The sequence below is a fragment of the Campylobacter coli LMG 9860 genome (assembly GCF_000254135.1).
Classification (GTDB): domain Bacteria; phylum Campylobacterota; class Campylobacteria; order Campylobacterales; family Campylobacteraceae; genus Campylobacter_D; species Campylobacter_D coli.
Genome location: NZ_AINS01000041.1, coordinates 1 through 19,281, shown reverse-complemented (window position 1 = coordinate 19,281; position 19,281 = coordinate 1). Strand labels below are relative to the sequence as shown.

Genomic DNA, 19,281 nt, shown 5'->3' with positions numbered 1-19,281 from the left:
TATAAAATTTCAAATTTTTAAGAGTATTATTTATGAGTTTTGGTGAAATTATTGTAATTTTAATAGTAGCAATTTTAGTTTTAGGGCCTGATAAACTTCCTGAAGCCATAGTGCAAATAGCAAAAATTTTAAAGGCTTTAAAACGCAATATCGATGATGCAAAATCAAGCATAGAAAAAGAAGTTCGTATCAATGATTTAAAGGAAGAAGCTAAAAAATACAAAGATGAATTTTCAAGTGCAAATGAAAACATCCGTAAAAAACTTAGTTTTGAAGAATTTGATGATTTAAAAAGAGATATTTTGGATAAAACTAAAGTGGATTTGACTTTTGATAGCAGAGAAAATTCCACCCCTAGCCCAAACGAACAAAATCCAAATGAAAATCAAAAACCCAAACTCAATCCATTTGAAAATCAAGAAAAAGTAGAAAAATAAATGTTTGAAGAATTAAGACCCCATTTAATAGAACTTAGAAAGCGTCTTTTTATTAGCGTTGCTTGTGTGATTGTAATGTTTATAGTATGTTTTGCTTTTCGTAGCTATATCTTAGATGTATTAAAAGCACCTCTTATTCAAGCTTTACCCGAAGTAGCTAAACATGTCAATGTTATCGAAGTTCAAGAGGCTTTATTTACAGCTATGAAGGTAAGCTTTTTTGCTGCTTTTATCTTTTCTTTACCTGTTATTTTTTGGCAGTTTTGGAAATTTGTAGCTCCAGGTCTTTATGATAATGAAAAGCGTCTTGTAGTGCCTTTTGTAAGCTTTGCAAGCATTATGTTTGCTTTAGGGGCCTGCTTTTGCTATTTTATTGTAGTGCCTTTGGCTTTTAAATTTTTAATCAATTTTGGTTTAAGTGAAGATTTTAATCCTGTAATCACCATAGGAACTTATGTGGACTTTTTTACAAAAGTAGTTGTTGCTTTTGGCTTGGCTTTTGAAATGCCTGTTATAGCATTTTTCTTTGCTAAAATTGGACTTATTGATGATAGTTTCTTAAAACGCCATTTTCGCATAGCTGTTTTAGCTATCTTTGTATTTTCAGCCTTTATGACTCCACCTGATGTCTTATCTCAATTTTTAATGGCTGGGCCACTTTGCGGACTTTATGGACTTTCTATTTTAATCGTTCAAAAAGTAAATCCTGATCCAAAAGATGAAGAAAAAGAAGAAAGCGATAAATGAAAGATTTACTTCTTTCAAGCTATGATTATACCTTACCCAATGAACTTATAGCTACTTATCCTGTGCATCCTAAAGAAGATGCTAAACTCTTAGTTTTTGAGCGAAAAAATAATCAAATTTCTCATACTACTTTTAAAAATTTACAAGATTTCTTACCTGATTGTGCTCTCTTTTTTAATGATACTAAGGTGATTAAAGCAAGAATTTATGGAAATAAATCAAGCGGTGGAAAAATAGAACTTTTCTTACATCAACCCTGTTTAGATTCACAAGATTCGCTTTTTTTAGCACAAATTAAAGGGCGTGTTAAAAAAGATGAAATTTTATCTTTTGAACAAAATTTAAAAGCCAAGGTTATAGAACTTTTAGATGATGGCTTACGCAAGGTGCAATTTTTTCAAAATGATGAAGTTTTAAATACCTTCAAGCTTTATGAACTCCTTGATACAATAGGACATGTGCCCTTGCCTCCCTATATCAAAAGAAGTGATGAAAAAAGTGATTTAGAAGATTATCAAAGTATTTTTGCTAAAAATTTAGGGGCAGTAGCAGCTCCTACAGCTAGCTTACATTTTAGTGAAAATATGCTTGAGAATTTAAAAAAAAGACATGAAATTTATCATTTAACTTTGCATGTTGGTGCAGGAACTTTTAAAAGTGTAGAATGTGAAAATTTAGAAAATCACAAAATACATAGTGAATTTTTTGATATTCCTAAAAAGGCATGTGAAGTGATTGATTCCCAAAAAAAGATTTTAGGCGTAGGCACTACAGTAACAAGGACTATAGAATACTACGCAAGAACCAAACAAAACCAAGGCTTTTGCGATCTTTTTTTGCATCCTCACAACCCGCCCTTAAGACAGGACTATCTTTTAACTAATTTTCATCTACCAAAATCAACTCTGATTATGTTGGTTTCAGCATTTATAGGCAGGCAAAATTGTCTTAAGCTTTATGATATTGCCATAAAAGAAAAATATCGTTTTTACTCTTATGGCGATGCTATGCTTATTTTATAAATTTATTCTTTAAATTTCATAGCAATTTTTGCTTGAAGTTTAAGCCAATCTTTTTGAAGCATTATAGGAAAACCTCCATAAACCCTACCGCCTTCAAGATTTTTACTCACACCACCGCGTGCTGCAATAGTGCTAAAATCCCCTATTCTTAAATGGCCGCTCGTTGCACTTTGTCCACCCATAACCACATTGCGTCCAAGCTCACTTGAACCCGAAATTCCAGTTTGTGCAACGATAATGCAATTTTGTCCTATATCGCAATTATGACCTATTTGGACAAGATTATCTACTTTTGTTCCTGCTTTAATGATAGTGCTATCAAACACTGCTCTATCTATTGTTGTGCAAGCTCCTATTTCAACAAAATCTTCTAAGATAACATTACCATTGTGATAGATTTTATAATGCTCTCCATTTTTATTGTGCGCATAACCAAATCCATCGCTTCCTATTACGCAATTTGCAAGTAGATGACATTTTTTGCCAATTTTGCTATCATTATAAATCACCACATTAGGATGGATAATGCTTTCTTCGCCTATGCTAACATTATCTCCTATATAAGTTCCTGCCATAATGACAACATTTTCGCCTATATTGACATTATTGCCTATATAAACATTTGGCATGATTTTTGCACTTTTTGCTATATTTTGAACTTTTTCTTTTGCGTTGCTAAATAAAGGTTTAGCAAAAATTTTACTCAAAAAAGCAAAACACAAATGCGGACTTTGAGTAATGAGAGCTTTTGTATCTTTAGGCACTAAATTTTCATATTCTTTAGCAACCAAAATCGCTGCTGCTCCTGTGTTGGGTATATCTTTAATATTTCTTTCACCATCACAATAAGTAAGCTCGGTAAAATTCGCCCTCAATAAAGAATTTAAAGCCGTTATTTCGATATCTTCGCCTTCGTATTCTAAACTTAAAAATTCCGCTATTTCTTTTAATCTCATTTAAGCTCCATTAAAACCGATCCACTGCGAACAATGTCGCTAGGATTGTATTTTTTAATTGTTTTTAGAAAATTTTCTATACGATTTGTATCATCAGCTACAAGCAAGAAAAGAAAATTTTCATTGCTATTTGCAATAGTACCATTATAAGCTTTCAAAACGGCATCAAGTCCACCTAAATTTTCACTGAGTGGAATTTTTACAAGCGCCATTTCTTTTTCTATAAATTCATCTCTTTCTATTACCTTATAAGTAGGTATAAGTTTATGCAACTGCTTTACTATTTGCTCAAAAACACGCTCATCTCCAAAAGTAACTATATTGATACGAGAAAATTCTCCACCTGGTAAAGGAGCGACGGTTAAGCTATCGATATTATATCCCCTACCTGAAAAAAGTCCTACGATACGAGAAAGCACACCATGTTCATTTAAAACTATAACCGATAAAACACGTCTCATTGCTTATCCTTTAATTTTGGTAAAATCATATTATAAATAGCCCCACCCGCTGGCACCATAGGAAGCACATCTTCAAAGCGATCTATAAATACGTTAAGCAAGCTTGTTTTATTGGACTCTAAAGCTTGCTTGAATGCTGTGCGAAACTCATCTTTTGTTTTTATATTATATCCTTCACATCCAAAACCTTCAGCTATCTTTATAAAATCTGCTTGCAAGCTTAAATCTGTAGCCGAAAAATGCTCTTCATAAAACATGCTTTGCCATTGGCGAACCATTCCCAAGAATGAATTGTTTAAAATAATATTTATGGTTTTAATACCATTTTCATAAGCTGTCATCAGTTCTTGAATATTCATTAAAACAGAACCATCACCCACAAAATTTATAACAACTTCTTCTCCTACCGCAAGCTTTGCACCCAAAGCAGCAGGTAAAGAATACCCCATCGTTCCTTGTCCGCCACTGGTTGCAAGCTGTCTTGGGTAATTAAAAGGATAAAATTGTGCAACCCACATTTGATGTTGTCCTACATCAGTGATTATCCTTGCATCTGGAGCAAGTTTTGCACATTCTTGTATTACCCATTGAGGTTTTAAAACCTCATCGCTATCTTCATAAGCTAAAGGATAAAGCTCATCATAACGCTTAAGAGTTTGCCTCCACTCATGGATATTTGACTTAAATTGATTTTTTTTCAATTCTTCCAAAAGCTCTTTAACAACTTCTTTAATATCTCCAACTATAGGAAAATGCGCATTGATAATCTTAGAAATAGAACTTGGATCTATATCAATATGCACTATTTTAGAATGCTTGGCAAATTCACTTGTTTTACCTGTAATCCTATCATCAAAACGCGCGCCTATTGCTACCAATAAATCACATTCACTCAAAGCCATATTAGCTGTATAACTTCCATGCATTCCTGCCATTTTAAGATTTAGCTCATCATCACTTCTTAAAGTTCCAAGAGCCATTAAGGTTTCAACGGCTGGAATTTGAGTAATCTTAACAAGTTCTCTGATCTCATTAGCCGCATTTGATGCTATACATCCGCCTCCAAGGTAAAAAAGAGGACGCTTAGCTTCTTCTAAATTTTCAGCCAATTTTTTAATTTGTTTTGAATTTCCTTTATAAATAGGCTTATAAGTTTTCATTGAAATTTCTTTTGGATAATCCCAAATACCAAGGGCTGCACTTACATCTTTTGGTACATCAATATGCACAGGACCTTTTCTTCCACTTTTTGCTATGTAAAAAGCCTCTTTTAATATTCTTGGAAATTCTTCTATGCAAGTGACTAAATAATTATGTTTTACACAGGGGCGAGAAATTCCTACCGCATCAATTTCTTGAAAAGCATCGGTGCCTATTAATGAATTTGCAACTTGACCTGAAATCAAAACCAAAGGTATAGAATCACTATAAGCTGTCGCAAGTCCTGTGATGGTATTAGTAAAACCAGGTCCACTTGTAACAACAGCTACACCCACTTCACCGCTCATTCTTGCATAAGCATCGGCTGCATGTACAGCAGCTTGCTCATGACGCACCAAAATATGCTTAAAATACTTTTGCAAATAAATTTCATCATAAATATTTAAGGCTGCTCCACCAGGATAACCAAAAACTATCTTAACATTCTCTTCTTTTAAAGCTTCGCAAATCATTGCCGAACCGCTTATTTTTCTCATAAGGCCTCCTTTGAAAATCAAATTATAACAATAATTCAATCTTTTATTTAGATAAAATATAAAAAAGTTTGAAAATTTTAATTTAAAAGCTCTCTAAGTGTTACATTTAATCTTTTTCCATCCACCCTTGCTCCAAATTTAGCCTTTGCTTCTTTCATCACCAAACCTTGATCTTTTAAAGAACTAACCCCTAAATTTGCAATCATTTCTTTTAAGGCTGCTTGCAATTCCTCATCGCTTAATTGCTGAGGTAAATAACTTTCAAAAAGTGCTATTTCTTTTTGTTCTTTTTGTGCCAAATCCTCTCTTCCACCTTTAGAATAAAGCTCGATAGCATCTTTGCGCTTTTTAATCTCGCTTGCGATAATTTTTAAAATTCTTTCATCACTTAGCTCTATTCTTTCATCTACTTCGACCTGTTTAAACGCGGCATTTAGCGTTCTTAAAGTATCGCGTTTAAAATCATCTTTTTGCTTCATCGCTTCTTTGATATCATTTAATATCTGCTCTTTTAAATTCATTGTATATCCTTTTATTTTAGTTAAAATTACAAATTTTAAGATTTAAACCAAAGCCTTTTAAGCCTATATAATCCTTATCACAACTTTGCGACATAAGCTTAATCTCTTCTATGCCAAAATATCTTAAAATTTGCGCACCTATACCATAATTTTTAAATTGAGTTACACTTGATTTTTCACCCTGCATAAAAACTATCACTCCTCCATTTTCACTCAAAAAACGAATTTGATCTAATAATTTAGAAAATTTATCAGAGGTTAAAAGCTCAAAATCACTTCCGCTAATATGAAATTTAACATTTTCACATTTTTGAATTTCTTTAAATGCAAATGCTATATGCTGAGCATTATTATGATCTGTAAAAATGAATTTTTGTGCTTTAAAACCTGCTAAAATAGCATCACTTTTTTCTTGTAATTTAATAAGACTTTCATTTTTTAAGCGATATTCTATGATATCAGAAACAGCTATCATGTTTAGATTATGCTTAGTACAAAATTCTTCCAAATCACTTCTTCTTGCCATGTCTCCATCATCTTTAACAATCTCACAAATCACGCAAGCTTGTTTAAGCCCTGCTAAATGACAAAGATCAACCGTTCCTTCTGTATGGCCTGTGCGCTCTAAAACACCGCCTTTTTTGGCTATCAAAGGATTTATATGTCCAGGGCGTACAAAATCACTCGCTTTTGCATTATCGTCTGCAAAAATTTTTATCGTCATATCTCTTTCATAAGCACTTACACCTGTAGTTGCATCTTTTGCATCCACTGTGATTGTAAAGGCTGTTTCATGATTTGAAGTATTTTTGGGCACCATCAAAGGAAGTTCAAATTTTCTTGCAAGTTCTTCTGCGAGTGCTACACACACAACCCCTCTAGCTTCTTTTATCATAAAATTTACTTTTTCTTTAGTGCTAAATTGAGCTGGAAAAATCAAATCTCCTTCATTTTCTCTATCTTCTGCATCTACCATTACAAGCATTTTTCCTTCTTGTAAATCCTTAATTGCTTGTTCAATGCTTACAAACTTCATTTATAATCCTTAAAATATTATTTTTTTTAAAATTATAACTTCATTTGCTTGACAAATAAATTAAAATTGATTATAATCTCGTTTTTACTTTTTAAAAATTAAATATTGGGGTATCGCCAAGCGGTAAGGCAACAGGTTTTGGTCCTGTCATTCAGGGGTTCGAATCCCTTTACCCCATCCACGAACTAAACTTCAAACACAAATTTGATTGTCGCGAAGTAGAGCAGTGGTTAGCTCGTCGGGCTCATAACCCGAAGGTCGGGAGTTCAAATCTCCCCTTCGCAACCAAAACTTATCCATAACTTTAAATCTTAAATATACAAAAATGATTTATTTTAATTTTCTAGAATTTTATTTTTTAACTAAAAAAATCGCATTATAAAATAATATAAAAAATAAATTTATAACTAACATATAAGATATAATATGATATAAATTTTTAAATAAAATTTGATGAAGAACTTAGGAAGAAATTAAAGTCATTTTTAATAAAAAATAAAATGATGGTGGTTAGAGGCAGAATCGAACTGCCGACACGCAGATTTTCAGTCTGCTGCTCTACCGACTGAGCTATCCAACCGAGTCATCTTTAAAAATAAAGTGTAATTATACTTTTTTTTCTTTAATTTAAGTTTAAATATAAAAATAAAATTTTATTTGCCTTAAAGTTTTAATCCGATAGAATAGTCGGTTTAAAATTAAAAACCAATGAGGATTTTTTTGAAACAATTTGGCTTAGACAGACGAACTTTTAAAATTTTGCTAGCAGGCTATATTGTCATTGCTTTACTTGGCGCTATTCTTTTGCATTCAAGTTGGGCTCATACAAGTCCTATTAGTTTTATCGATGCTTTTTTTACTAGTACTTCAGCTGTGAGTATGACTGGACTTATTGTTAAAAATACAGCAGTTGATTTTACCTTGGCAGGACAAATTATTATTTTAATTTTAGTTCAAATTGGCGGCTTAGGTTATATGAGTATAGGGCTTTTTGTTTACTTGATTATACGCAAAAAAGTAGGTTTTAATGGTAGAAACTTACTTAAAGAATCTTTATTTTATCCTTCCATGGAAGGACTTTTTAAATTCTTTAAAAAAGTTTTACTATTTATTTTTACAATAGAACTTATAGGCACTATACTTCTTACCATGCGTTTTGCACTTGAGATGAATTTTGGTAAAGCCTTATGGTTTGGATTTTTTCATTCAATCAGTGCTTTTAATAATTCAGGTTTTACTATTTTTGAAAATGGACTTCTTGCCTATAAGCACGATGTAGCTATTAATCTCATCTTTACTTCTCTTATTATCATTGGTGGACTTGGATATTTTGTCTTAGTTGAATTGTATTTTTTTCAAAGAAAAAGACTGCAAAATTTAAGCCTACATACCAAAGTCGTTATTATGGCAACCCTTTTTCTTATCATTTCTTCAACACTTATTATCTTTCTTTTAGAGTATGCTAACCCAAAATCCATAGGTAGCTTTTCTCTTTTTGATAAAATTTTGAGTTCTTATTTTATTGCGATCAATTACCGCACAGCAGGATTTAATACACTCGATATGAGTGGCTTGCATGATGCAAGCTTATTTTTTGGCTCTTTATTTATGGTGATTGGAGGAGCACCGGGTGGAACAGCAGGAGGGATGAAAATCACAACTGTTGTGGTGCTTTTGTTTTATGCTTACTGGAGCATTCGCAATGGAAGGGTAAGAATTTTCAACCACGAAATTCCACAAGAGATCATTTCAAGAGCATTTATTATAGCAGTGGGTTCGGCTGTTTATATAGTTATAGCGGTTATTTTCCTTTCTTTGCTAGGATCAGAATTTAATTTTATTCATCTGCTTTTTGAAACCTCATCAGCATTTGCAACAGTGGGAATTTCGGTAGGAGATGGGGGAGATCTTTCGCTTTGTGCTTTATTTAGCAATCCAAGCAAAATTATTATTATTATTATGATGTTAAGCGGAAGGATTGGTGTTTTTGCGTTTTTGCTTTCTGTATTTCAGCAAGATAAAGCGATACATATCAAATTTCCTAAAGGAAAAATCTATTTATAAAGGTTAAATATAATGAAAAAGCTTAGTTACGGGGTTATAGGACTTGGAAAATTTGGATCCGTAGTCGCAGATGAGCTTCTTGCTGGAGGACATACTGTAATCATAGCCGATAAAGATGAAGAAGCTTTAAAAAGTATACAAAATTCACCAAGCTATGCCTATATCTTGGATTCTACCAATATTTCAGCACTTAAAGAAGCGGGTTTTCATGATGTAGAAGTCGTGATTGTAAGCATAGGTGAAAATGTTGAAAAATCCATACTTACTCTAATGGCTCTTAAAGATATAGGAGTAAATAATATTATCGCAAAAGCCACTTCTAACATTCATGGGCAAATTTTATCCAAACTTGGAGCTACAAAAGTAATCTATCCTGAAAAAGAAAGTGCTAAAAAGCTTGTAAAAGATTTTTTAACCAAAGATGCAGATTATGAGGTTTTTGATCTATCGGCTAATACTATCCGTGCTATTAAAATCACTATAGATGACAAATTAGCAGGAAATTCGTTAAAGCACATTGCACAAAATATGAGAGTTATTAGCTATAAAAAACTTAATACAGACTGGGAAATATTGCCTGATTTAGAAACAACTACTGTTTATGGTGGTGATGTTGTAATCTTACTTGGAACGGTTAAAGAGCTTAGAGAATTTGAGCATTAATTAAGTAAGATTTAAAGCCTTGCAAGCCTTTATAAAACGCTTTAAGGCTGCTTTTTCTTTGGTGGAAATTTTATGATATATGATTTCATCTAAATAATATCTAATATCTTTTATATCTAAATCCCTTGTTTTAGCATAATTTTGGAGTATATAATAAGGAATTTTAATCTTTGTTTTTGGAATTTTTTTTAAGATTTGTTTATATAAAGCTTTTTTTTGCACACATGAAAACCTAGCAAAAACAAAAGGCAGGCCTGTTTTTTCATGCCATTTTGTGCACAAATCAGTATACCTAGAAGGATCTTGTAAATAAAGTTTTAAAGCCTTATCGCCTATAATCACCCTCCCCTCTTGTTTTAAAACCTTAGCTAAAGCATTAGAAGTTGCCGAGCTTGGATCTTTAGCATTGGGTGTATTTTTTTCTACTAAAACACTTAAAACTCTTTTATTGGCACAAATACCCAAATCTAAATTTTTATATTTTTTTCTAGCGCTTTCTATACTTGAAACAATAGCTGCATCAATTCTTCTATAAAATAAATCTTTATTTAGCTTACTTGGAACTCCTTTTTTATGCTCCATACTTGCTTTAAAACCATTAGGTAAAGGATATTTCTTAAGATATATATGCAAAGGTAAAAGATTAATATAATCAATTTTTCCAAAAATCATCTCTTTTAAAGAGTGTTAAACACTCTATCTCCTGCATCTCCAAGCCCTGGGATAATATAACCTTTTTCATTTAAACCTTCATCAATACAAGCCACAAAAACTTCTACATCATCATGCATTTGGCTAAATTTTTGCAAACCTTGTAAAGCAGCAAGTATGGATATAAATTTTATTTTTTTAACTCCTTGGCTTTTTAAAAAATTACAAGCCTCTATAGCAGTCCCACCTGTAGCAAACATAGGATCTATAACAATAGCGGTGCGTTTTTTTGCATCTTTAGGAAGTTTTTGAAAATAAAAATCCACCTTGAGCGTTTTTTCATTTCTAACAAAACCCAAAAATCCTACACTAGCATCAGGAATAAGTCTAAAAATACTATCAAGCATACCCAAAGCTGCCCTTAAAATAGGGCATATTATAATCTTTTCATCTAATCTTTTTACCTTAGCATTAGCAACAGGGGTTTGAATTTGTGTTTCTTTTAAACATAAATCTTTAGTCGCTTCAAAAAGCAAGAAAGTAGAAATCTCATCAATGAGCATTCTAAAATGGAAAGGTTTAGTTTCTTTATCGCGCAAAAACCCTAATTTATGCTCTATCAAAGGATGGCATATGTGATGAATATTTTTCATTTTAAACTCTCAAAATATGTTTTCTCATCAAATTCCTTAAGCAAAGCTACCCCATCTTTTACAGCCGCAGCAGCTACCGCAGTACTTACAACAGCCTTAACCCTCTCATCAAAAGGTTTTGGGATAACATAATCCTTTCCAAATTCTAAATGGCTTATCTTATAAGCATTTTTAACCGCATCACTTACAGGTAATTTTGCCAAATCTGCTAAAGCTTTTGCTGCAGCTACTTTCATATTTTCAGTAATTTTTGTCGCACGCACATCTAAAGCCCCACGAAAAATAAAAGGAAAGCCTAAAACATTATTGATTTGATTAGGATAATCACTTCTTCCCGTTCCTACAATAGCATCTTTTCTAAGCCTTGCCACATCTTCAGGCATCACCTCTGGAATAGGATTTGCCAAGGCAAAGATAACAGGATCTTTTGCCATAGACAAAATCATCTCATCATCTAGTATCTTTGGTGCACTAAGCCCCAAGAATACATCCGCATCTTTCATAGCCTCTTTTAAAGTATCTGCTTGCGTATCGCTTACAAATTCAAGCTTGTATTGATTTAAGTCTGTTCTTTTTTTATTGACCACACCCTTACTATCTACAAGAATGATATTTTTAACACCTAAATTTCTATACATTCTAGCACTAGCAATACCCGCAGCTCCTGCTCCACTTACAACAACTTTAATCTCTTCAAATTTTTTACCACTTATCTCCATAGCATTCATAAGCCCTGCGGTTGAGATAATAGCGGTTCCATGCTGATCATCGTGCATTACAGGAATTCCTAAATCCTGCAAAGCCGCTTCGATTTCAAAACATTTAGGTGCTGAAATATCTTCTAAATTGATTCCGCCAAAAGTAGGTGCTATGGCTTTACAAAAAGCAACAATTTCTTCAATGCTGTGTGCTTCGATTTCTAAATCATACGCATTTACATCAGCAAATTTTTTAAACAAGCAAGCCTTACCTTCCATAACCGGTTTAGAAGCTTGCGCGCCGATATTTCCAAGACCTAAAACCGCAGAACCATCACTAACGATAGCTACTAAATTCGCTTTGTTTGTATAAGTATAAGCAAGCTCATTATTAGAAGCAATTTCAATGCAAGGTTCTGCAACACAAAGATAAATCATGACTTGAATTCATAGGTTTTGATGGCTTTATATCTATCTTGCCTCCTAAGTGATATCTTAAAGCCTCTTCTTTTAAATTCATTATTTTCCTTTAAAATCTAAAAATTTTTTTATTCTTTTTTTACATTCATTGACCCCTAAAAACTCTAAAACTTCAAAAATGCTAGGACTAACCGCACTTCCTGTTAGAGCTATGCGTATAGGTTGAGCCAAATCTTTTAATTTTACCTCATTTTTTTGTAAGAATTCGTTAGTAAATTCTTCAAAATCTTTTGCACTTTTCTCTTCATTTAACTCATTTGCATAGTTTTGAAGCAATAAAAGATTGTTTTCGTTTATAAATTTATTTATAGCATTTTCATCATAATTTTGTGGCGCTTCAACGATACTTTTAGCTCCGCTAATAATTTCAAGTAAAGTTTTTGCGCGCTCTCTTAATAAATCGAGTAAAAATCCTGCTTTTGTATAAACGCTTAGATCAAAACCAAGATCTTTTAACTGACGATTGATTTCTTCAAAAGGCAAAGTCTTGATATAATGAGCATTGAGCCATTCAAGTTTTTTAAAATTATAACAAGAAGCACTTTTGTTGATATGATTAGGATCAAAAAGCCTTTTAAGATCTTCTAAAGAAAAAACCTCATCATCGCCATGGCTCCATCCTAAACGCACTAAAAAATTTAGCAAAGCTTGAGGTAAAATTCCCATAGCCTTGTATTCCATCACATCGGTTGCTCCGTGTCGTTTTGAAAGCTTTTTACCATCTTCTCCATGTATCATAGCCACATGGTAAAATTTAGGAATTTCAAATCCTAAAGCCTCATAAAGCACGATTTGTTTAGGAGTATTTGAAAGATGATCATCCCCTCTAATCACATCGCTTACTCCCATTAAAGCATCATCAATTACAACTGTAAAATTATAAGTAGGACTTCCATCACTTCTTGCTATGATAAAATCATCTAAAATATCTTCTACTTTAAATTTCACTTCCCCTTTAACACCATCTATAAAGCAAATTTCACCCTTTTGAGGAGCTTTTATACGCACCACGGGTTCTATATTTGATGGTGGAGTTCCTGTAAAATCCCTGTATCTGCCATCATATCTTGGGCGTTCTTTGGCCGCTTCTTGTTTAGCACGGAGTTCGTCAAGCTCTTCTTTGCTCATATAACAATAATAAGCCTTGCCCTCATCCAAAAGTTTTTGTATGTATTTTTTATAAAGATCAAAGCGTTCAGACTGGTAAGTTGCCTCACCATCATAATCCAAACCACACCATTTAAAGGCTTCTATGATAGCTTGCGTAGCTTCTTTGGAATTTCTTTTTAAATCCGTATCTTCTATACGAAGTAAAAAATTGCCCTTATTTTTTCTTGCATACAAATAACTATAAAGAGCAGTTCTTAAACCACCTATATGTAAATATCCTGTAGGGCTTGGAGCGAAACGAGTCGTAAGTTTTCCTGTCATTTTTTGCCTTTTCTTAAATTTTAATTGATATAATGCGATATTTACACTTAAATAAAGGTTTGAAATGAAAAAAATTTTACTAAGTTTTGTATTTTTTATAAGCTTAACTCATGCAAATACTATAAATGCTATTGCTGTAGTGGTAGATAAAGAGCCTATCACAACCTATGATATAGAACAAACCATGAAAACCCTAAATATACCTAAAAATCAAGCCTTGGGGATTTTGATTAATGAAAAAATGGAGCTTTCACAAATAAAACAATTTGGAATTTATACGAGTGAGCTTGAGCTTGATAATGCCATTGGTAAAATGCTAGCACAAAATAAAATTTCACTTGAAGACTTTAAAAGAGATTTACAAGCTAAGGGGCAAAATTACGAACAATTTCGTAGCAATTTTAAAAAAGATTTTGAAAAAAGAAAACTTTATGAAAAAATTGCCAGCACAGCTAAAACCGATTTTAGCGATGAGGGAGCTAAAAAATTTTTCGAACAAAATAAAAATAAATTTACACTCTTTACCGAAATTAATGTAAATATCTATCGTTCTAACAATGCACAAGATTTAGAAAATATAAAAGCTACCACAAAAACTGCACTTAAAGCAGAAAAAGCCACCCTCACTCCTAATAATTCAGATCCAAGACTTTTAGGACTTTTATCATCTATACCCATAGGAAGCTTTTCTCCGGTTTTAAATTCGCAAAAAGGTTATGAAATTTATCAAGTAAAGGATAAAAACGGAGGACAAACTCCAGAATATTATCAAATTAAAAATGAAATACTCAATGCTTATGTAAGCGAGCAAAGACAAAATTATATACAAGATTATTTCGATAAATTACGCTCAAAAATCAATATAGAGTATTTAAGATAAAATCAAGATGGAAAAAATCCATCTTGATTAATGTCTAGCAAGATAGTTGGTATCGTAATTATTACTAGTAAAATCAGGATTATCCATCATTGCAAGATGAAAATCTTTAGTAGTTTTAATCCCACCTATAATCAGCTCATCCAAAGCTACTTTCATTTTTGAAATGGCTTTGTTGCGATCTTCTGCCCAAACCACAAGTTTTCCTATCATAGAATCATAATACGGCGGCACGCTGTAGTCTTGATAACAATGGCTTTCCATTCTAACATTGCGCCCTGCAGGTGGAACATACTTGATAATCTTACCTGGACTTGGCAAGAAAGTCTTAGGATCTTCAGCAGTGATTCTACATTCTATAGAATGTCCTTTTAACTTCACATTTTCTTGAGAAGGTAAAGCATAACCTTCAGCTACTTTAATCATTTGTTCAATGATATCAATCCCGCTCACCATTTCGCTCACACAATGCTCAACTTGCAAACGCGTATTCATCTCTATAAAATAAAAATCCAAATTTTTATCTACTAAAAATTCAAAAGTCCCTGCGCCCTCATAGCTTATAGCTTTAGCAGCTTTTACTGCTGTTTCGTGAAGTCTTGCGCGAGTTTTTTCATCGAGTAAAATTGCTGGAGATTCTTCTATAAGTTTTTGGTGGCGTCTTTGCATAGAGCAATCCCTCTCACCAATATGGATCACATTTCCAAAACTATCTCCGATGATTTGAACTTCTATATGGCGTGGATTTTGTATGTATTTTTCCATATACATAGTCCCATCGCCAAAAGCTGTCATCGCTTCACTTTCAGCTGACCAATATGCTTTTTCAAGGTCTTTTTCATGCTCTACTACACGCATTCCACGACCTCCGCCTCCAGCTGCTGCTTTTAAAATCACAGGATAACCGATCTCTTTAGCAAGTTTTTTAGCCGCTTCAGCACCCGCTAAAGCTCCATCACTTCCTGGTATAACAGGAACTCCTGCTCTTTGCATAACTTGCTTAGCTTTTGATTTATCACTCATCAAATTCATAGCTTCAACCGAAGGCCCTATAAATTTGATATTGTGTTTAGCACAAATTTCAACAAAAGTTTGATTTTCACTTAAAAATCCATAACCTGGAAAAATCGCATCCGCTTCTGCAATTTCAGCTGCTGAAATAATAGCAGGTATATTAAGATAACTTTCAGAACTTCTTGCTTTTCCTATACAAATACTTGCATCTGCATATTTTAAATACAAAGCATCTTTATCTGCTTCAGAATAAACGCAAATTGCTTTTTTTCCCATTTCTTTAATTGTTCTTAAAGCTCGAAGTGCTATTTCTCCACGATTAGCAATTAAAATGCTTTTAATTTCCATTTTATAATTTCTCCACCGTAAATAAAGGCATACCAAATTCTACAGGCTGACCATCTGCAACTAAAATTTCTACTATTCTACAATCAAATTCAGCTTCGATCTCATTCATGATTTTCATCGCTTCGATGATAGCGATAGTATCGCCTTTTTTAACTGAACTACCCACTTTCACAAAAGGAGCTGCGCCTGGGCTTGGAGCTTGATAGAAAGTACCTACCATAGGGCTGTTTATGCTTGGTTTATTTGATTTTGCGCTTGAAGGCTGTGCTTCATTGACTACATTAACATTTATAGGTTGTGGAGCTGGAACAGGTGGACAAGCTAAAGGAGCTGGAACATCACAACACATATCTCTTTCAAGTTCGATTTCAAATCCATCTTGTTCTTTGATTTTTATTTTACTGATATTAGCTTCGGCAAATAAATTTACTAATTCTTTAATCTCTTCTTTTGTCATATCTTCATCTCCTGATTTTAAGAACTTAATCTAGTATTATATTAAAAAACTTGAAATTTAACTTTAAAAAATAAAATTTCACGCTTAAAAGTTTCATAAAATATAAAAAATAAGCTATAATCCAAAAAAATTATGTTTAAAAATAAAGGTGAGTTAAATGGGTTTAAAAGCAGACAATTGGATAAGAAAAATGGCGCTCGAACATCAGATGATAGAGCCTTTTTGCGAAGCAAATATAGGAAAAGGCGTAGTAAGCTACGGACTTTCAAGCTATGGTTATGATATACGCGTGGGGCGCGAATTTAAGATTTTTACCAATGTAAATTCTACCGTAGTGGATCCAAAAAATTTTTTAGAAGAAAATGTGGTGGATTTTGAAGGTGATGTATGTATAGTTCCTGCAAATTCTTTTGCACTTGCTAGAACTATAGAATATTTTAAAATGCCTGATGATGTTTTGGCTATTTGTCTTGGAAAAAGCACCTATGCAAGATGTGGTATCATCGTAAATGTAACTCCTTTTGAACCAGGCTTTGAAGGGCATATAACCATAGAAATTTCAAATACCACTCCCTTGCCTGCAAAAATTTATGCTAATGAGGGCATTGCACAAGTATTATTCTTACAAGGTGATGAAAAATGTGATACAACCTATAAGGATAAAAAAGGCAAATATCAAGCTCAAACGGGTATAACCCTGCCAAGAATTTTAAAATAGGAACGCTTATTGCTTTAAACTTTTAAGCAATAATTTGGCAAAGGAAGGCGCAAATGTTTAATGGAAAAAATATCTTAATTACTGGTGGTACAGGCTCTTTTGGAAAAACCTATACTAAGGTTTTATTAGAAAATTATAAACCTAATAAAATCATCATTTATTCTCGTGATGAGCTCAAACAATTTGAAATGGCAAGCGTTTTTAATGCTCCTTGTATGCGTTATTTTATAGGGGATGTAAGAGATAAAGAACGCTTAAGCGTTGCTATGCGTGATGTGGATTTTGTTATACATGCTGCTGCGATGAAGCATGTGCCTATTGCTGAATATAACCCTATGGAATGTATAAAAACAAACATCCATGGCGCTCAAAATGTGATCGATGCTTGCTTTGAAAATGGGGTTAAAAAATGTATCGCTCTTAGCACAGACAAGGCTTGCAATCCTGTAAATTTATACGGTGCAACCAAACTTGCAAGCGACAAGCTTTTTGTCGCTGCAAACAATATAGCAGGTAACAAACAAACACGCTTTGGTGTTACAAGATATGGCAATGTTGTAGGTTCAAGAGGATCGGTAGTACCTTTCTTTAAAAAGCTTATTGAGCAAGGTGCTAAAGAACTTCCTATCACCGATACAAGAATGACTCGTTTTTGGATCAGCCTTGAAGATGGAGTGAAATTTGTACTGAGCAATTTTGCAAGAATGCACGGAGGAGAAATTTTCATCCCTAAAATTCCTTCGATGAAAATCACCGATCTAGCTCATGCTTTAGCTCCTCATTTAAGTCATAAAATCATAGGTATCAGAGCAGGAGAAAAACTACATGAAATCATGATTTCAAGTGATGATAGTCATTTAACCTATGAATTTGAAAACTACTATGCCATAAGCCCTAGCATTAAACTTGTAGATAAAGATAATGACTTTAGTATCAATGCCCTAGGCGAAAAAGGACAAAAGGTAAAAGATGGTTTTTCTTATAGTTCGGATAATAATCCTTTATGGACAAGCGAAAAAGAACTTTTAGAAATCATCAATCACACCGAAGGTTTTTAAAATGCTTACTTATTCTCATCAAAACATCGATCAAAGCGATATAGATGCGCTTACAAAAGCTTTAAAAGATGAAATTTTAACAGGGGGTAAAAAGGTAGATGAATTTGAAGAAGCCCTTTGTGAATATGTGGGCGTAAAACACGCTTGTGTATTAAACTCAGCCACTTCAGCCCTTCATCTTGCCTATACAGCACTAGACATCAAAGAAAAAATCGTTTTAACCACTCCTTTAACCTTCGCTGCTACGGCTAATGCAGCCTTAATAGCTGGAGCTAAGGTAGAGTTTATCGACATTAAAAACGATGGCAATATTGACGAAAAAAAACTAGAAGCAAGACTTTTAAAAGATAGTAAAAATATAGGAGCTATTAGCGTGGTGGATTTTGGGGGAAATAGCGTTGAAATAGATGAAATTTCAAGCCTTGCTAAAAAATACAATATCCCTTTAATCGATGATGCAAGCCATGCTTTAGGTGCCTTATATAAAAGTGAAAAAGTAGGAAAAAAAGCCGATCTTTCTATCTTTTCTTTTCATCCTGTTAAACCCATCACTACTTTTGAAGGCGGGGCTGTGGTGAGTGATAATGAAGAGCTTATCACCAAAATCAAGCTTTTAAGAAGCCATGGTATCATTAAAAAAAGGCTTTGGGATAGCGATATGATAGAACTTGGCTATAATTACCGCTTAAGCGATGTTGCTTGTGCTTTAGGGATAAACCAGCTTAAAAAACTCGATCATAATCTTGAAAAAAGAGAAGAAATCGCAAGTTTTTACGATAAAGAATTTGAAAAAAATCCTTATTTTTCCACGATAAAAATCAAAAATTATAAAAAAAGCTCAAGACATTTATACTCTATCTTGCTTTTTCCTGAATTTTATTGTCAAAAAGAAGAACTTTTTGAAAGCTTACTTCATGCAGGAATTGGCGTACAGGTACATTATAAACCAACTTATGAGTTTAGTTTTTATAAAAAACTCTTAGGAGAAATCAGACTCCAAAATGCAGATAATTTTTACAAAGCCGAGCTTAGCATACCTTGTCATCAAGAAATGAATCTAAAAGATGCAAAATTTGTAAAAGATACTTTATTTAGCATTCTTGAAAAAGTTAAAAAGGGATATTGTGGATAAGCTAGACTTTAGAAGTCAAGATTTTAACCAAACTGGAAAGGCTATGTATGAACTAGCTTGTGAACTTTTTCCTATCCCTAGGAGTATCACAGGGCAAGGTTTTAGAGCTAGCTTAGAAATTTTAAATAAAACTCTGGGGGGGGGATATACTCAAATTTCA

The 19,281-nt window shown here is 33.1% G+C and carries 20 protein-coding genes, 3 tRNA genes and 1 pseudogene; 12 read left to right on the top strand and 12 right to left on the bottom strand.

Annotated elements, in window-relative coordinates; translation table 11 throughout:
• Positions 1–32 precede the first annotated feature (32 nt).
• The 3 genes from tatB to queA are packed head-to-tail and all read left to right on the top strand — an operon-like array spanning position 33 to position 2,206.
• The gene (tatB, locus tag CCO88_RS06310) at positions 33–437 is read left to right on the top strand and encodes a Sec-independent protein translocase protein TatB (RefSeq protein ID WP_002782021.1); all 405 of its coding nucleotides are present in this window, start codon (positions 33–35) and stop codon (positions 435–437) included.
• Complete coding sequence (tatC, locus tag CCO88_RS06305; protein ID WP_002839780.1) at positions 438–1,184, top strand: twin-arginine translocase subunit TatC; 747 nt, start codon at positions 438–440, stop codon at positions 1,182–1,184.
• A complete protein-coding gene (gene queA, locus CCO88_RS06300) occupies positions 1,181–2,206 on the top strand; it encodes a tRNA preQ1(34) S-adenosylmethionine ribosyltransferase-isomerase QueA (RefSeq protein WP_002782020.1) in 1,026 nt (341 codons plus the stop codon). The genes tatC and queA overlap by 4 nt, the downstream gene beginning before the upstream one ends.
• 2 nt (positions 2,207–2,208) lie before the next feature.
• Here the strand turns inward: queA and lpxD are convergent, their stop codons facing one another.
• From lpxD to CCO88_RS06275, 5 genes are all read right to left on the bottom strand, one after another.
• Positions 2,209–3,162 (bottom strand): UDP-3-O-(3-hydroxymyristoyl)glucosamine N-acyltransferase, encoded by a 954-nt coding sequence (lpxD, locus tag CCO88_RS06295; protein ID WP_002786105.1) that lies wholly within the window; start codon positions 3,160–3,162, stop codon positions 2,209–2,211.
• Positions 3,159–3,623 carry an acetolactate synthase small subunit gene (ilvN, locus tag CCO88_RS06290; protein WP_002782017.1) on the bottom strand — a complete coding sequence of 155 codons (465 nt, stop codon included), beginning with the start codon at positions 3,621–3,623 and terminating at the stop codon, positions 3,159–3,161. Before ilvN ends, lpxD begins: the two co-directional genes overlap by 4 nt.
• Positions 3,620–5,320 carry an acetolactate synthase large subunit gene (locus CCO88_RS06285; protein WP_002777609.1) on the bottom strand — a complete coding sequence of 567 codons (1,701 nt, stop codon included), beginning with the start codon at positions 5,318–5,320 and terminating at the stop codon, positions 3,620–3,622. The genes ilvN and CCO88_RS06285 overlap by 4 nt, the downstream gene beginning before the upstream one ends.
• A 77-nt stretch (positions 5,321–5,397) precedes the next feature.
• Positions 5,398–5,841 (bottom strand): GatB/YqeY domain-containing protein, encoded by a 444-nt coding sequence (locus tag CCO88_RS06280; protein ID WP_002777611.1) that lies wholly within the window; start codon positions 5,839–5,841, stop codon positions 5,398–5,400.
• Positions 5,842–5,857: 16 nt separating this feature from the next.
• On the bottom strand, positions 5,858–6,877 hold the full coding sequence (locus CCO88_RS06275) for a bifunctional 3,4-dihydroxy-2-butanone 4-phosphate synthase/GTP cyclohydrolase II (RefSeq protein WP_002777613.1): 1,020 nt from the start codon (positions 6,875–6,877) through the stop codon (positions 5,858–5,860).
• A 106-nt stretch (positions 6,878–6,983) separates the two neighbouring features.
• Between CCO88_RS06275 and CCO88_RS06270 the strand changes: the two genes are divergently transcribed.
• Positions 6,984–7,058 (top strand) — tRNA-Gln (locus tag CCO88_RS06270).
• 31 nt (positions 7,059–7,089) lie between these two features.
• Positions 7,090–7,165 (top strand) — tRNA-Met (locus tag CCO88_RS06265).
• Between the two features lie 216 nt (positions 7,166–7,381).
• On the opposite strand, the gene CCO88_RS06260 is transcribed toward CCO88_RS06265, so the two are convergent.
• Positions 7,382–7,457: transfer RNA gene (locus tag CCO88_RS06260), tRNA-Phe, on the bottom strand.
• Positions 7,458–7,597: 140 nt separating this feature from the next.
• Between CCO88_RS06260 and CCO88_RS06255 the strand changes: the two genes are divergently transcribed.
• Together CCO88_RS06255 and CCO88_RS06250 are read left to right on the top strand one after the other, a co-directional pair.
• Entirely contained in the window at positions 7,598–8,941 is a 1,344-nt protein-coding gene (locus CCO88_RS06255; RefSeq protein ID WP_002839776.1) for a TrkH family potassium uptake protein, read from the top strand.
• A gap of 12 nt (positions 8,942–8,953) precedes the next feature.
• Positions 8,954–9,604 carry a potassium channel family protein gene (locus CCO88_RS06250; protein WP_002777618.1) on the top strand — a complete coding sequence of 217 codons (651 nt, stop codon included), beginning with the start codon at positions 8,954–8,956 and terminating at the stop codon, positions 9,602–9,604.
• On the opposite strand, the gene CCO88_RS06245 is transcribed toward CCO88_RS06250, so the two are convergent.
• From CCO88_RS06245 to gltX, 4 genes and pseudogenes are all read right to left on the bottom strand, one after another.
• On the bottom strand, positions 9,605–10,276 hold the full coding sequence (locus CCO88_RS06245; RefSeq protein ID WP_002829524.1) for an MqnA/MqnD/SBP family protein: 672 nt from the start codon (positions 10,274–10,276) through the stop codon (positions 9,605–9,607).
• 5 nt (positions 10,277–10,281) lie between these two features.
• Entirely contained in the window at positions 10,282–10,908 is a 627-nt protein-coding gene (gene upp / locus CCO88_RS06240) for a uracil phosphoribosyltransferase (protein WP_002839774.1), read from the bottom strand.
• Positions 10,905–12,126: pseudogene (locus CCO88_RS06235) on the bottom strand (malic enzyme-like NAD(P)-binding protein). Before CCO88_RS06235 ends, upp begins: the two are co-directional and overlap by 4 nt.
• Complete coding sequence (gene gltX, locus CCO88_RS06230) at positions 12,126–13,517, bottom strand: glutamate--tRNA ligase (RefSeq protein ID WP_002839770.1); 1,392 nt, start codon at positions 13,515–13,517, stop codon at positions 12,126–12,128. Before gltX ends, CCO88_RS06235 begins: the two are co-directional and overlap by 1 nt.
• Positions 13,518–13,581: 64 nt before the next feature.
• On the opposite strand from gltX, the gene CCO88_RS06225 reads away from it, so the two are divergent.
• Complete coding sequence (locus CCO88_RS06225) at positions 13,582–14,397, top strand: peptidylprolyl isomerase (RefSeq protein ID WP_002777626.1); 816 nt, start codon at positions 13,582–13,584, stop codon at positions 14,395–14,397.
• Positions 14,398–14,424: 27 nt separating this feature from the next.
• Here CCO88_RS06225 and CCO88_RS06220 read toward each other — a convergent pair whose 3' ends face one another.
• Complete coding sequence (locus tag CCO88_RS06220; protein WP_002839768.1) at positions 14,425–15,756, bottom strand: acetyl-CoA carboxylase biotin carboxylase subunit; 1,332 nt, start codon at positions 15,754–15,756, stop codon at positions 14,425–14,427.
• A gap of 1 nt (position 15,757) precedes the next feature.
• Positions 15,758–16,213, bottom strand: a complete 456-nt coding sequence (gene accB, locus CCO88_RS06215; RefSeq protein WP_002777628.1) for an acetyl-CoA carboxylase biotin carboxyl carrier protein — start codon at positions 16,211–16,213, stop codon at positions 15,758–15,760.
• 157 nt (positions 16,214–16,370) lie between these two features.
• On the opposite strand from accB, the gene dcd reads away from it, so the two are divergent.
• From dcd to CCO88_RS06195, 4 genes are all read left to right on the top strand, one after another.
• Complete coding sequence (gene dcd / locus CCO88_RS06210) at positions 16,371–16,931, top strand: dCTP deaminase (protein ID WP_002782005.1); 561 nt, start codon at positions 16,371–16,373, stop codon at positions 16,929–16,931.
• Positions 16,932–16,984: 53 nt separating this feature from the next.
• Positions 16,985–17,989: a UDP-N-acetylglucosamine 4,6-dehydratase (inverting) gene (pseB, locus tag CCO88_RS06205; RefSeq protein ID WP_002793959.1), complete on the top strand. Its 1,005-nt coding sequence runs from the start codon at positions 16,985–16,987 to the stop codon at positions 17,987–17,989.
• Between the two features lies 1 nt (position 17,990).
• Complete coding sequence (pseC, locus tag CCO88_RS06200) at positions 17,991–19,121, top strand: UDP-4-amino-4,6-dideoxy-N-acetyl-beta-L-altrosamine transaminase (RefSeq protein ID WP_002839765.1); 1,131 nt, start codon at positions 17,991–17,993, stop codon at positions 19,119–19,121.
• Positions 19,114–19,281: DUF4910 domain-containing protein (locus tag CCO88_RS06195; RefSeq protein WP_002839763.1), on the top strand; the 168-nt coding region annotated here is incomplete at its 3' end. The genes pseC and CCO88_RS06195, both read left to right, overlap by 8 nt.

Coding starts and splice junctions, on each gene's coding strand:
- CCO88_RS06275 (WP_002777613.1), bottom strand. CDS start 6,877: ATGAAGTTTGTAAGCATTGAACAAGCAATTAAGGATTTACAAGAAGGA.
- CCO88_RS06220 (WP_002839768.1), bottom strand. CDS start 15,756: ATGGAAATTAAAAGCATTTTAATTGCTAATCGTGGAGAAATAGCACTT.
- lpxD (WP_002786105.1), bottom strand. CDS start 3,162: ATGAGATTAAAAGAAATAGCGGAATTTTTAAGTTTAGAATACGAAGGC.
- CCO88_RS06280 (WP_002777611.1), bottom strand. CDS start 5,841: ATGAATTTAAAAGAGCAGATATTAAATGATATCAAAGAAGCGATGAAG.
- tatC (WP_002839780.1), top strand. CDS start 438: ATGTTTGAAGAATTAAGACCCCATTTAATAGAACTTAGAAAGCGTCTT.
- dcd (WP_002782005.1), top strand. CDS start 16,371: ATGGGTTTAAAAGCAGACAATTGGATAAGAAAAATGGCGCTCGAACAT.
- pseC (WP_002839765.1), top strand. CDS start 17,991: ATGCTTACTTATTCTCATCAAAACATCGATCAAAGCGATATAGATGCG.
- CCO88_RS06225 (WP_002777626.1), top strand. CDS start 13,582: ATGAAAAAAATTTTACTAAGTTTTGTATTTTTTATAAGCTTAACTCAT.
- pseB (WP_002793959.1), top strand. CDS start 16,985: ATGTTTAATGGAAAAAATATCTTAATTACTGGTGGTACAGGCTCTTTT.
- CCO88_RS06250 (WP_002777618.1), top strand. CDS start 8,954: ATGAAAAAGCTTAGTTACGGGGTTATAGGACTTGGAAAATTTGGATCC.
- accB (WP_002777628.1), bottom strand. CDS start 16,213: ATGACAAAAGAAGAGATTAAAGAATTAGTAAATTTATTTGCCGAAGCT.
- ilvN (WP_002782017.1), bottom strand. CDS start 3,623: ATGAGACGTGTTTTATCGGTTATAGTTTTAAATGAACATGGTGTGCTT.
- queA (WP_002782020.1), top strand. CDS start 1,181: ATGAAAGATTTACTTCTTTCAAGCTATGATTATACCTTACCCAATGAA.
- upp (WP_002839774.1), bottom strand. CDS start 10,908: ATGAAAAATATTCATCACATATGCCATCCTTTGATAGAGCATAAATTA.
- gltX (WP_002839770.1), bottom strand. CDS start 13,517: ATGACAGGAAAACTTACGACTCGTTTCGCTCCAAGCCCTACAGGATAT.
- CCO88_RS06245 (WP_002829524.1), bottom strand. CDS start 10,276: ATGATTTTTGGAAAAATTGATTATATTAATCTTTTACCTTTGCATATA.
- CCO88_RS06285 (WP_002777609.1), bottom strand. CDS start 5,320: ATGAGAAAAATAAGCGGTTCGGCAATGATTTGCGAAGCTTTAAAAGAA.
- tatB (WP_002782021.1), top strand. CDS start 33: ATGAGTTTTGGTGAAATTATTGTAATTTTAATAGTAGCAATTTTAGTT.